The following is a 12,037-nucleotide window of genomic DNA, read 5'->3' as shown; positions in this document are numbered from 1 at the left end:
ACCGTTGGCTGCCCGCTAAGCTTAAATTTATCTAACCAGTACAGGGCAATTTATCAGCCAAGCCTCGGCTATTATTTATTTTTATATTGATTATCAATGCTTTGGTTTAAAGAGGTAGATTGAAGGCAGCGCCTTTTCAGCCGCTTACGCTCAGCCTGCGCACGCTATTGGTGCGCTAAGCGGTAAGAATGCACCGTGAGTAGTCAGCGTTAGCAAAAAACCTGCCTACAAGATAAGTCGAAAGATATTTTCTTGGTTACTAACCTTCTGTTTAATTTGGTGTTTTTGTTTTAATAGGTTGGTTGGCGTAGGCCTTGCTATTACCTTGGCAACAAGCAACAAAGCACAGACGGGTTTATCGACACAATAAAATGCAGCCATTGAGTTTGACGGGCAAATAACAACGCTAACGCCATCAGACGACAGGCCATTAATAAGTATGTCCAATCCCAGCAGTGCGACATTTGGCACCGGTGCAGGTGTCCCTGAGACAACGGCGTCCAGGCAGGCTTCTTTGAGGCTCGCTTGGGCGCTTTTTGCTTTTAAGCGGGAGGAAATCAGTATGTCCCAGGCCACACGCTCGGCTTGTAAAGCAAACACAACGTGCCCTTATTGCGGTGTCGGCTGCGGCGTAATCGCCACTGTGGCTAGCGGCACAATCAGCGCCGTTGAAGGCGACCGCGACCACCCCGCCAACTTTGGTCGGCTATGTGTGAAAGGCTCGGCACTTCACGAAACCCTCGGCCACCATGACCGGCTCACCACGCCCTGGGTCGATGGCCAAGCGGTTGACTGGAATGTGGCGTTAACCACCTTGGCAGAGCGGTTGCAAACGACTCGCGCAACTTACGGCGCTGAGTCAGTCGGTGCCTACCTTTCAGGCCAGCTATTGACCGAAGATTACTATGTGGCCAATAAGCTATTTAAAGGCTTTTTAGGCACGCCGCACCTGGATACCAACTCGCGACTCTGCATGGCCTCTGCCGTGGCGGCGTATAAACGCTCGTTGGGTGCGGATGCCGTTCCCTGCAACTATGAAGATATTGAAGAGGCCGAGCTGGTGGTGCTGGTGGGCTCGAATCTGGCCTGGAACCACCCGGTGCTTTACCAGCGCTTGAAGGTCGCCAAAACGCGCAATCCACTGATGCGGATGGTGGTCATCGACCCGCGCGTGACCGACAGCTGCGAAATTGCCGACCTGTACATGGGCATCGCACCCGGCAGCGATGCGGTGCTGTTCAATGGCCTGCTGGCCTGGATGGCTGAGAATAACAAGCTGGATCAGCTCTATCTGGACCGCCATACACAAGGTTTCGACGAAGCGCTGCTGGCCGCGAGCCAGCATGATATTAATGACGTGGCGGCGATATGTGATATCGACCCAGAGCGGCTGGAGACCTTTTACTACTGGTTTGCCAGCCAACTCCATGTCGTGACGCTCTACTCCCAGGGCGTCAATCAATCCACAAGCGGTACTGATAAGTGTAACGCGATCATCAACTGCCATCTGGCGGGCGGCAAAATCGGCTTGCCGGGGGCGGGGCCTTTCTCGATTACCGGCCAACCCAATGCCATGGGCGGGCGTGAAGTGGGTGGGCTTGCCAACCAGCTGGCCGCGCATATGGATTACCACACGCCCGGCGCCCTCAGCCGAGTCACCCGCTTCTGGGCGACGGAAACGTTAACGCCCAAATTGCCTCAGGCGCCCGGCTATAAGGCGGTCGAACTTTTTGACGCGGTTGAGCGGGGCGAAATAAAGGCGCTTTGGATAATGGCCACCAACCCAGCGGTCAGCTTGCCGGATGCCGCCCGCGTGCGGCGTGCGCTTGAAAAGTGCTCACTGGTAATTGTGTCTGAGTGCGCAAGCCATACCGACCTGCTGGCCTACGCCGATATCATTCTGCCCGCGACGGGGTGGTCTGAAAAAGACGGCACGGTGACCAATTCCGAGCGGCGTATTTCACGCCAGCGTGGCTTGCTACCCGCGCCTGGCCAAGCGCGTCACGACTGGTGGATTATGTGCGAAGCCGCCAAGCGGTTAGGCTTTCAGGAGGCGTTTGACTATAGCCATCCCCATGAAATTTTTGATGAGCACGCGCGCCTTTCCGGCTTTGAGAATGAGGGAGAGAGCAAACGGCTATTCGATATTTCCGGCCTGGTGGGACTTGGGCGCGAGGGCTACGACGCGCTGGCGCCTATTCAGTGGCCGGTGACGTCTTCAGCGCCTCACGGAACGGCGCGGTTATTTGAAGATGGCAAGTTTGCCACGCCTGATGGGCGCGCCAACTTCATCGCCATAACGCCGCGCTTGCCGGAGCAACGCCTGAGTGACGCCTACCCGCTGCGCCTGAACACCGGGCGTATTCGCGACCAGTGGCACACCATGACGCGCACGGCACGCGCGCCCCGGCTGATGAATCATCGCCACGAGCCGTTTATCGAACTCCACCCAGGCGATGCTGCGAACTATGGCATTGGCGACCAGCAACTGGCAGTATTGTCCGCCGCCAGCGGCGAGTACCGGGGGCGCGTGCGTATCTCGAATGCCCAGCGGCGTGGCGAGGTGTTTATTCCCATGCACTGGAGCGATGCGTTCAGTAAATCGGCGCGTAGCGGTGCCATGCTAAAAGCTTTGACCGACTCTGTGTCAGGCCAGCCAGAAGCCAAGCACGGCGCTGTGGCGCTGGCACCGCTTGAAGTAGCCTGGGAGGCAACGCTGTTGATTGCCCATCCATTAGGGGATAATAGTCAGGAAGTGCCCCCGTGGTGCAGAAGCGATTATTGGGCACGCGTACCCATGCAGGGCTGTCAGCGCTGGCAGCTGGCAGATGCAAAGCCGGTAAATGACTGGCTGGCGCTACTGACTACGTGGCTTCCCGATGGGGCTGCTTTGTGGTGTGAAGACAGCGGCAATGGCCGCTTGCGCGCTGCGGCTATTGTGCGGGGCAAACTGCGCTGGTGGCTGATGGTCGGCCCGCCGCGCGAATTGCCCGGGCTTGCCTGGCTTGAAGCGCGTTTTAACGAAACAGCCATCAGTGATAAGCACCGGCGCCGGCTGCTGGCGGGGTGCGAAGATGGCGCTGCGGATACCGGCCCCGTGGTATGCAGCTGCCACCAGGTGGGCCAAGCGGCGATTGTTAATGCTATTCGTGCCGGTGATACCAGCGTTGAAGCGTTGGGCGCACGGCTTGCTTGCGGAACCCAATGCGGTAGTTGTTTGCCTGAATTGAAGTCCCTGATTGAAGAGGAGCGTTCACATGCGCGTGCTAAGCAAGCGTCTACTACAGAAGTGGCCTGAGGCCACGTTGTGCTTTACGCAGCGCGTGCTGTCGCCGTTCCAGCGCTCCACGCGCAGTGCCTCAAGTGCGCCTTCGCTTAAGCTACGCGGCGAATGCACGGCTGGGCATGTGTATTTGGTTGGTGCGGGCAGTGGTGATATGGAGCTGTTAACGCTGAAAGCCGCGCGGCTGTTAATGCAGGCCGATGCTATCGTGTATGACCGTTTGGTAGGCGACGATGTGCTAGGGCTGGTTCCGCTTTCCGCTGAGCGTTACTACGTTGGCAAGGCCAGCGGCCATCACAGCATGCCGCAAGCGGAAATTGGCGCCTTGATGGTCAAATTGGCAACCGCCGGCAAATCGGTGGTGCGCTTGAAAGGCGGTGACCCCGGCATATTTGCGCGTATGGGGGAAGAGCTTGCCGCGCTGGCGGATGCCAATGTGCCCGCACACATTGTGCCCGGGATTACCGCGGCGTCTGCCGCCGCCGCAAGCCTGGGGATTCCGCTGACCGACCGGGGCCACTCTCAGCAACTGCGCTTTATTACTGCACAGCTATGCCGTGAGGGCGGCGCGCCCGACTGGCAAACCCTGGCCCGTCGCGATGAAACCCTGGTATTTTATATGGGGCTTTCCAAGGTAGAGGCCATTTGCACAGGGCTACGCCAGGCGGGACTGCCCGATGAGTGGCCGATCATGCTGGTCGCCAATGCCAGCCTGCCCGAACAGCAGGCATTGGTGGGTACGCTTAATGATATGCCCCAGCGCCTAGCGGATCATCCGCTGCCGTCACCCTGTGTGATTCTGGTGGGCAGCGTGGTCAGTATGGTCGCGAGCAGCCCCGCTAATATGCTTGCTTCAGCGGGCATCATCGAAGCGGTCGACCCGACATAGCGTCGGGAACAGACGCATCCACAGGCCGACCACCGCCAGCGTGCCTACGCCGCCAATCACTGCGGCGGGCACTGCGCCAAATCCGGCGGCCATGCTGCCCGCGCGAAACTCGCCCAGCTCGTTACTTGAGCCAATAAACAGCATATTGACGGCATTCACCCGGCCGCGCATTTCATCCGGCGTGGCCAACTGAATCACAGTGGTGCGTACATAAACGCTGATCATATCAGCCGCACCCGCCACCAGCATGGCGATCATCGATACCCAGAACAGGGTAGAGAACGCGAACACTAGATTCGCCAACCCGAACACGGCCACGGCGGCAAACATCACATGCCCCGCGCGACGCTTGATGCCACGAACGCCAAGATAAAGCCCCATCAATAGTGCGCCCACCGCAATTGCGCTGCGCAGAGCACCCAATCCTTCAGGGCCCACATGCAAGACTTCCTGAGCGTAAATGGGCAGCAGTGCCACGACGCCGCCCAGCAGCACGGCAAATAGATCCAACGAAATGGCGCCCAGAATAATCGGCTGATAGCGGATATAACGAATACCTGCGGAAAAACGCTTCCAGGCGGTACTTTCCAATACCTTGGCTTTCTCGACATAGCGCACCGGTACCAGCACCAGTAAGGCCAGCGCGACGATAAAGCAGCCCAGGCACACGGCGTAGGCCAGACTACCGCCGCCCATGGCGTAAAGCACGCCGCCCAGCAATGGCCCGCTGATCACGGCGACTTTCATGATCGAGCTATTCAGCGCAATGGCCTGAGCCAACTGAGTGCGGGGCACAATGTTGGGCAACATACTTTGCAGCGTGGGGCCGGTAAAGGCTCGGGCGCAGCCAAACAGAGCCAGCACAGCATAAAATTCAATAACGCTGCCATGATTGGCCTGCGCCAATAAAAGCAGCAGGGCGCTACAGATACCCTGTACCGCCCAACTGAGTTGTAGGATGCGCTTGCGCGGAAAACGGTCGACCACATCGCCTGCGGGCAGCAGTAAAATCACCATAGGCAGAAACTGCGCAAGCCCCACGTAGGCAAGCGACATGGCATCGCGGGTAATGTCATATACCTGCCATGCCACCACAATGGCTTGAATTTGCATGGCAAAAACGGCAGCAAGGCGAGAGAGAAGAAAGCTTAAAAAGCCCGGCTGGCGGTGAATGGGAAGCAGCGGGGCATCGGTCGCTGCAAGCGTGTCGTTATCGGGGGACATGGGCGGTATCTTGGTTAGCAAGAGAATGTTAGCAAGCGAATTTTCATAATTCTATCGCTTATGGCGCCAAACGTGGTATGGGCTTTTTTGAATAGGTGGTTGAAGTCACGCGGTGGCCGCCCCATGTTAATTAACACGCTATCAATAGAAAAGGATGTTAATGATGCAAAAGGTTATGCCTAACCCCGGTTTTGGTACTTTTCGCCTGGAAGGCGATACGCTTAAAGAGAGCATCCATTCGGCGCTTGAAGCAGGCTATCGCCATATCGACACCGCTCAGTTTTACGGTAATGAGAAGGGCGTTGGTGAAGCGATTCGTGACAGCAGCGTACCGCGTGGTGACATCTTTCTGACCACCAAAGTGTGGTTCGACAACCTGGCGCCGCAGCGCTTGAAAGAGAGTGTTGATGAAAGCCTGGAAAAGCTCGGTACCGACTACGTTGACCTACTGCTGATCCACTGGCCATCGCCGGATAACGAAGTGCCGATGGAAGAGTACCTGGCCGCTCTCAAAGAGGTGAAGGCACTGGGTAAGGCGCGCCACATCGGCGTATCCAACTTCACTATTGAACAGCTTGATAAAGCGGTGGAGATTTTGGGTAAAGGCGAAATCCTCACCAATCAGATTGAAGTGCATCCTTTCCTGCAAAACCGCAAGCTGGTTGAGCGCTGCGAGCATCACGGTATTCAGGTAACGGCCTTTATGCCGCTGGCGGTGGGTAAGGTAATGGACGATGCCACGCTCCAGCAGATCGCGGATGCGCACAGCGTAACGCCTGCGCAAATCGCCTTGGCCTGGGTCAATCAGCGCGACATGATCACCATTCCTTCTTCCACCAAGGCGCGTAATATCCAAAGCAATATTGCCGCGTTTGATCTTGTATTAAACGACAGTGAAATGGACGACATTGCCAAGCTGGACCGCAAGGAGCGCATCGCCAACCCTGACTTTGCACCTAAATGGGATGAGTGATATTAAATGAGCGCATGGGAACGTTAGGCATCTCATAATGTCATAGCGGTGCCTGCACAAGCAGGCACCGCTATTTATATAGCTTTATTTTATACAGCTTTTAAATAAATCCGCTTTACAGGAAGACTCCATGAAGCAACACAAGATTCGCGACAACGCGCTCAAAGCACAGCTACGAACCCCCATGTTCAAGATGCAGCAGCAAACGCCCAAAAAAGGTAAAGGCAGCTACTCCCGTAAAGGGCACAAGGCCCTGCGGGGGTATCGCCAAGCCGCTTGATCAAGCGTTTTGGCAATACCACTGCTTGGCTTTATCAAAACAGAACGCCCCCGGCCACTTCCTGTGGCCGGGGGCGTTGGCTATGTCAACGGGCTCCCGCAGTGGGGACACGTTTCATAAGCATTTCGAGTGTCAGCCTGATGGCGCTGTGTGCGGGCGGCTGCTTCTTCTACGCCATGAATTGAGACCAGTTGGCCGTGCTCCCAACGCAAGCCGATATCGTTAAGCAGGTGAGCATCGTGTAGACGCAGGTCTGTAGGCAGGCGGCGCTGTATGCGGTGCTTTCTTATAATTTTGAACAGGTTACGGGTAAGAGTGATTGCCATGAGTTCGGTCTCCATACGTTCACTGGGAGGCCGGACGGGATTGCGGTCAGTCGTTAAGCGAAGGGCTGGTTTTAACTGAGGCTGGCCGCGAGATCGTCGCGGCCAGTGATAACTCTCTTACTCCGGCGCACGATGACAATAAGCACTCGCCACGTTATGCATAACGCGGGGTAGCTTATTGGATCGTGTGACGCGGATTTGCCAGCGCATGATAGTTTCTCGGTTAATACAGCGAGTTAAAACAAAGAGGTTGCCTTCAGCCAGCAACCTCTTTGTTTTAACGTATTGATAAAAATGCTGCAACATTTACTTAGCGATAACCTTTCGCCTGCAGATGAAATAAGTGAGCATAACGACCATTGATAGCCAATAATGCCTCATGCGTGCCGCGTTCAATAATCTCTCCCTGGTCAATAACGAGGATGAGATCCGCATTGCGGACGGTTGAGAAGCGGTGCGATATGAGAATCGTCATTTTATTGTGGCTATGCTGCCGAAACCTTGTAAATACGTCGGCTTCAGCGGCGGCGTCCATCGCAGCGGTGGGTTCATCCAGCACTAAAATATCGGCCTCTTCGCGCATGTAAGCGCGCGAGAGCGCTATCTTTTGCCACTGCCCGCCAGAGAGTTCCTGTCCATCCTTAAACCAGCGCCCCAACTGAGTGTTATAGCCTTGAGGCATGCGTTTGATAAAACTGTCGGCCATGCCATTGCGAGCGGCCTGCTGCCAGCGCGCTTGATTATTAAACGCCTGGGTGTCGCCCACGCCCAGATTTTCGCCAACCGGCAATTGATAGCGGACAAAGTCCTGAAAAATAACCCCGACGCGTTTGCGTAGCGCACTGTTTTCCCAGTCACGAAGATCACTGCCATCCAGCAGAATTCGCCCCTTTGTAGGGTGATAAAGCCGCGTTAAAAGCTTAATGAGGGTGGTTTTTCCGGAGCCGTTTTCGCCGACCAGGGCAAGGCTTTGACCGGGAGACAGGTGCAGTGAGATGTGTTGCAATACCTGCTTGCCGCCTGGGTAAGCAAAGCTTACGCCTTCAAAGCGCAGACCGTCGCCGGGAAGTGCGCCTTGCAAGCGCGTGCCACCTTCCTGCTGGGTAGGTTGTTCCAGGTACTCGTACAGGTTGGAAAGATAGAGATTGTCTTCGTACATGCCGCTAATGGCGGTAAGGCTTGCAGAAAGCGCAGACTGGCCCTGTTTAAACACCATCAAGTACATGGTCATCTGACCCAGCGTGATAGCACCTGCAATCGTCTCAACCACTACCCAGCCATACGCGGCGTAGAACGTTAGCGTGCCCAACAAACCAAGCAAGAAGCCCCAGCCCTCACGGCGGAGTGTCAATCGCCGGTCTTCGCGAAATAGCCGGTTGAAAATTTCGCGATAACGTTGCAAAAAAAGCGGCTCAAGGCCAAACAGTTTGACCTCTTTAATGCTGTCTTCGCGGGCCAGTACGGTTTCCAAATAGCCCTGCATACGCGTTTCAGGTGAGCGCCTGCGAAACAAGCGAAACGCATCACCTGAAAACTTGGCTTCTGAAACAAACACCGGCAGGGCGCCTGCCGCTAGAATCAGCAGCGCCCAAGGGGAAAACTGCACAAGCAGTACACTAAAACTGACCAGTGAGATGGCGTTTTGAAGTAGCCCAAAGGTTTTATTAACCAGCGCTAAAGGCCGCGTGGAGGCTTCACGGCGAGCACGTGTTAATTGGTCATACAGCTCTGAATCCTCGAACTGGCTTAATGATAGCGTGCCTGCTTTTTCTAAAATCATGACATTAACTTTCTGGCCCAGCAGGGCGCGAAGCAGCGACTGCTGAGCAGAAAGCCCGCGTTGGGCCAGTGCGATCAAGGCGATGATGAGAGCCTCTAACGCCACAAGCTCAAGCACCGGCATAATAATAACCGTCAGGCTAGCGGAAGGGTTGTCGCGATAGGTGTCCATCGCGTTGACGACGCCATCAACGATCAGTTGGCCCACCCAGGCACCCGCCGCAGGCAACACGCCAGCCACCAGCGTGCAAAGCGCCAGCCCGAACATCATCCAACGGGAGGTTTCCCAAACAAGGCCCAGGGCTCGCTTGCTGTAGCGAAACACGTTGAAAAAACCGTTAACCGACGGGGCGTTACCAGAGGTGGAAAACAGTGGGGGCATAGGGAGTTAACATGAACCGAGAGCGAAAGAAGCTATTATGATGCGTGGGTTGCGTCGCAATAGCCACTTCAACCGCCGGCGCTTTAATAGCGCGCGGCGGTTGAAGCTGGAGAAGAAGATGAACACAGGCTCTTTTTGTACAAACCTTAGGGAAGGATAAAGGCGCCGTACACAAGCGCACCCATCACCACAAACGCGGGATGAACGCTGAACCGTACCAGCGCAATCGCGGCAATGGCGCCGATAATCAGTGTATGTGCCCACCCTGCGCCATTAACGCCTTCAAGGAAAAAGCCCAACGTTAACCAAGCCATCATAATGGCGATCACTGGGCGTACCCATTGGCTCATACGCTTGACTTGGGGCGACTCGCGATGGCGGTACAAAAGCCCTAGTGCGGCAATCATCAGCAGTAGCGAAGGCACAACGGTTGCCGCTATCGCGACGGCGGCACCGCCGATGCCGGCCACTTCATAACCCACGTAGCCGGCCATTTTAGTAGCAATCGGGCTAGGCAGCGCGTTTCCAAGCGCAAGCGTTTCCGCAAACCCTTGAGACGTCATCCAGCCATAGCGGCCGACTACTTCGGCTTCAAGCAGGGGGATAATGGCTGGGCCACCGCCGTAGCCAACAATGTTCGGGACAAAAAATGCCAGGAAGAGCTGCCAATAAATCATGCTGAGCGCTCCGCTTTTTTAGCCGTGGAAGGGCGTAACAGCGCCGCCAGCAAAATCGCGCCAATAATAAAACCGGGGTGAATGCCTAGCCAATAAATCAATAGGCCAGCGGTAATCGCCATTAGGCTACTGACAAGCCAGCCTAGCGCCTTTTGCGATTTATCAAAGAAGTCCCAAGCCAGTTGCCCCATCATCACCATGACGACGGGCACCACGGCTTGCCCCATCCCACGAATCCAGGCCACATCCCGATACCGACTAAAAACGCCCAGCATGACCACCATGGCAACTATCATAGGGAAGCAAACAGCAAGTACCGACGCTATACAGCCACTAATGCCGCCTACACGATAGCCGATATAACCAGGCATTTTAGTTGCGATAGGGCCAGGCAAGGTGTTGCCAATGGCTAATATGTCGGCAAACTCTTCGTCCGTCAGCCATTGGTGGCGTGTAACGACTTCTGCATGTACCAGCGGTATCATTGAGGGGCCGCCACCGAAACCAAAAATACCGACGCGAAAGAAGGCCCAGAACAGGGCTGTCTGTTTCATCAGCGTGTCACGCTATGGTAGGCAGGCCGAAAACGGTAGTAGATGCGTTGAAAAACCATATTTTCTCTTTATATCGTTTATATGTAATAAAATCGATTATTTTTCAGGGTAGAATAATATAATCAAGAGCGTTAGCAGGCGTCAAACGGAATAAGTGATATGCGCTCACCGGTGGATGAAAGGACCCTACCATGAACCAGTACGTTCAGCCCTCCACAACAACAGCATCTAGCCGTATTTACGATATTTTACGCAAAGACTTGGTTAATGGGCGTTTTGCTGCTGGCGAAAAGTTGGCAATCAATGCGCTTAAAGAGCTGTATCAAGTGGGCTTAAGCCCCTTGCGTGAAGCGTTAAACAAGTTGGCCGCCTATGGTCTGCTGATACAGGAAAATCAGCGCGGTTTTCGGGTGCCGACTCTTTCACGCAGTGAACTGGATGATATTGTAAAAACGCGCTTGGCCTTGGAAGGTATGGCATTTGAACAGGCAATTTCGCTGGGGGATGCGGCGTGGGAGGCAAACCTTCTCGCGGCAGAGCATCGCCTGAAATGTGCCGACATGACGCTGGATAATGACGATGAGTGGGAGCGATTGCATACCCAGTTTCATCGCACGCTGGTCGCATCGTGCGGCTCTATATGGTCGCTGCGGTTTATTGAACAGCTGCACGATCAATTTGATCGGTACCGGCGCTTGGGCCCCAAAATGCCGGTCATTCGCCAGGAGTTGGATCAGCAGCACCATGAGCTAGTGGCGCTTGCTTTAAAGCGCGATGTGAAAGCAGCGCGAAAGCTTCTTGATGAGCATATCCTTAAATCCTATGAGGCTGCGCTAACGTGCTTTGCGCAGCACGGCTAAAAGCATCAGCTAAGCCATCAGCGATCAGTGTACACTGGCGCGTACTAAACACGATAAAGCGGATGTAAAAGAGCGATGCAATATTCAGATAGTGATGTCATTGAGCAAACGTTGAGCTGGGTGCGCAACTTTATTGTGGCTGAAAACGTATGTCCCTTTGCTCAGCGAGAAGTAGAGCGTGACACTATTCGTGTGGGCGTCGTACGCTCAAAAAAGCTTGAGGTGGCATTGGAAGAGCTGATGGTCGAAGTGCAGTGGTTGGATGAGCATCCGGAAACAGAAACCACGCTGCTAGTCTTTCCCACGCTTTTTAAGCACTTTGACCACTATCTGGACTATGTAGAACTGGCAGAAAGCATGCTGGCCGAACAGGGCTATGAAGGTGTTTATCAGCTGGCGACTTTTCATCCAGACTACTGCTTTGAGGACGCCACGCCAGAGGACGCCTCGAACTATACCAACCGCTCACCCTACGCAATGGTGCACCTATTGCGCGAAGCGAGCGTTGAAAAAGCCATTGAGTTTTATGGTGATACCTCGGTCATCCCGGAACGCAATGTGGCCCATTTGACCACGATGGGAAGCAGTAGGGCAGAGCGCTATCTTCAGGATGCGTTAGCGCAACGGGCATCTTCGGGTAAAACGCCATAACGCCTTATTCGTGCTGTTTATGTAAAGCTCAAACGCCCTTGCTTTGGATCGATTGTTGCGCTTTCTCTGCTGGTATTCCAAGCGCGCCACTACCATCAACATGACAACGAGCAAACCTAATGCACCTGCCAGAGCATGGTTCATTGGAGTGGTTGTGAT

Annotated in this window: 12 protein-coding genes; 6 read left to right on the top strand and 6 right to left on the bottom strand. The window is 54.8% G+C overall.

Annotation, left to right across the window (positions count from 1 at the left end; translation table 11 throughout):
• Positions 1–225: 225 nt before the first annotated feature.
• Positions 226–600, bottom strand: a complete 375-nt coding sequence (locus tag ACT3TC_RS04520) for a hypothetical protein (RefSeq protein ID WP_444639290.1) — start codon at positions 598–600, stop codon at positions 226–228.
• Here ACT3TC_RS04520 and ACT3TC_RS04515 point away from each other — a divergent pair.
• The gene (locus tag ACT3TC_RS04515) at positions 563–3,298 is read left to right on the top strand and encodes a nitrate reductase (protein ID WP_444639289.1); all 2,736 of its coding nucleotides are present in this window, start codon (positions 563–565) and stop codon (positions 3,296–3,298) included. The two genes, ACT3TC_RS04520 and ACT3TC_RS04515, sit on opposite strands and share 38 nt — an antisense overlap.
• A complete protein-coding gene (gene cobA / locus ACT3TC_RS04510; protein ID WP_444639288.1) occupies positions 3,258–4,172 on the top strand; it encodes a uroporphyrinogen-III C-methyltransferase in 915 nt (304 codons plus the stop codon). The genes ACT3TC_RS04515 and cobA overlap by 41 nt, the downstream gene beginning before the upstream one ends.
• Here cobA and ACT3TC_RS04505 read toward each other — a convergent pair.
• Positions 4,137–5,396 carry an MFS transporter gene (locus tag ACT3TC_RS04505; RefSeq protein ID WP_444639287.1) on the bottom strand — a complete coding sequence of 420 codons (1,260 nt, stop codon included), beginning with the start codon at positions 5,394–5,396 and terminating at the stop codon, positions 4,137–4,139. The two genes, cobA and ACT3TC_RS04505, sit on opposite strands and share 36 nt — an antisense overlap.
• Positions 5,397–5,559: 163 nt before the next feature.
• Here ACT3TC_RS04505 and dkgB point away from each other — a divergent pair, with 163 nt between their 5' ends.
• Both dkgB and arfA read left to right on the top strand, forming a co-directional pair.
• Positions 5,560–6,369 (top strand): 2,5-didehydrogluconate reductase DkgB, encoded by an 810-nt coding sequence (dkgB, locus tag ACT3TC_RS04500; RefSeq protein ID WP_444639286.1) that lies wholly within the window; start codon positions 5,560–5,562, stop codon positions 6,367–6,369.
• Between the two features lie 130 nt (positions 6,370–6,499).
• Positions 6,500–6,649, top strand: coding sequence for an alternative ribosome rescue factor ArfA (gene arfA / locus ACT3TC_RS04495; protein WP_444639284.1), 150 nt, complete (start codon positions 6,500–6,502; stop codon positions 6,647–6,649).
• Between the two features lie 80 nt (positions 6,650–6,729).
• On the opposite strand, the gene ACT3TC_RS04490 is transcribed toward arfA, so the two are convergent.
• The 4 genes from ACT3TC_RS04490 to ACT3TC_RS04475 form a co-directional block, all read right to left on the bottom strand.
• The gene (locus tag ACT3TC_RS04490) at positions 6,730–6,975 is read right to left on the bottom strand and encodes a hypothetical protein (protein ID WP_444639283.1); all 246 of its coding nucleotides are present in this window, start codon (positions 6,973–6,975) and stop codon (positions 6,730–6,732) included.
• 310 nt (positions 6,976–7,285) lie between these two features.
• A complete protein-coding gene (locus ACT3TC_RS04485) occupies positions 7,286–9,136 on the bottom strand; it encodes an ABC transporter ATP-binding protein (RefSeq protein ID WP_444639281.1) in 1,851 nt (616 codons plus the stop codon).
• A 146-nt stretch (positions 9,137–9,282) separates the two neighbouring features.
• Entirely contained in the window at positions 9,283–9,813 is a 531-nt protein-coding gene (locus ACT3TC_RS04480) for a chromate transporter (RefSeq protein ID WP_172118046.1), read from the bottom strand.
• A complete protein-coding gene (locus ACT3TC_RS04475) occupies positions 9,810–10,367 on the bottom strand; it encodes a chromate transporter (protein ID WP_172118045.1) in 558 nt (185 codons plus the stop codon). Before ACT3TC_RS04475 ends, ACT3TC_RS04480 begins: the two co-directional genes overlap by 4 nt.
• A 191-nt stretch (positions 10,368–10,558) precedes the next feature.
• Between ACT3TC_RS04475 and ACT3TC_RS04470 the strand changes: the two genes are divergently transcribed.
• A complete protein-coding gene (locus tag ACT3TC_RS04470; RefSeq protein WP_172118044.1) occupies positions 10,559–11,227 on the top strand; it encodes a GntR family transcriptional regulator in 669 nt (222 codons plus the stop codon).
• 75 nt (positions 11,228–11,302) lie between these two features.
• Positions 11,303–11,878, top strand: a complete 576-nt coding sequence (locus ACT3TC_RS04465) for a DUF1415 domain-containing protein (RefSeq protein ID WP_441678468.1) — start codon at positions 11,303–11,305, stop codon at positions 11,876–11,878.
• Positions 11,879–12,037 lie beyond the last annotated feature (159 nt).

The sequence above is a fragment of the Halomonas sp. AOP27-A1-41 genome, from assembly GCF_052378605.1.
GTDB lineage: Bacteria > Pseudomonadota > Gammaproteobacteria > Pseudomonadales > Halomonadaceae > Vreelandella > Vreelandella citrativorans.
This window is presented reverse-complemented; position numbering and strand designations above follow the sequence as displayed.

Bases quoted from the DNA above. Each gene is read 5' to 3' on its own strand.
- arfA (WP_444639284.1), top strand. From the start codon at position 6,500: ATGAAGCAACACAAGATTCGCGACAACGCGCTCAAAGCACAGCTACGA.
- ACT3TC_RS04470 (WP_172118044.1), top strand. From the start codon at position 10,559: ATGAACCAGTACGTTCAGCCCTCCACAACAACAGCATCTAGCCGTATT.
- ACT3TC_RS04485 (WP_444639281.1), bottom strand. From the start codon at position 9,136: ATGCCCCCACTGTTTTCCACCTCTGGTAACGCCCCGTCGGTTAACGGT.
- ACT3TC_RS04490 (WP_444639283.1), bottom strand. From the start codon at position 6,975: ATGGCAATCACTCTTACCCGTAACCTGTTCAAAATTATAAGAAAGCAC.
- ACT3TC_RS04515 (WP_444639289.1), top strand. From the start codon at position 563: ATGTCCCAGGCCACACGCTCGGCTTGTAAAGCAAACACAACGTGCCCT.
- cobA (WP_444639288.1), top strand. From the start codon at position 3,258: ATGCGCGTGCTAAGCAAGCGTCTACTACAGAAGTGGCCTGAGGCCACG.
- ACT3TC_RS04505 (WP_444639287.1), bottom strand. From the start codon at position 5,396: ATGTCCCCCGATAACGACACGCTTGCAGCGACCGATGCCCCGCTGCTT.
- dkgB (WP_444639286.1), top strand. From the start codon at position 5,560: ATGCAAAAGGTTATGCCTAACCCCGGTTTTGGTACTTTTCGCCTGGAA.
- ACT3TC_RS04475 (WP_172118045.1), bottom strand. From the start codon at position 10,367: ATGAAACAGACAGCCCTGTTCTGGGCCTTCTTTCGCGTCGGTATTTTT.
- ACT3TC_RS04480 (WP_172118046.1), bottom strand. From the start codon at position 9,813: ATGATTTATTGGCAGCTCTTCCTGGCATTTTTTGTCCCGAACATTGTT.
- ACT3TC_RS04465 (WP_441678468.1), top strand. From the start codon at position 11,303: ATGCAATATTCAGATAGTGATGTCATTGAGCAAACGTTGAGCTGGGTG.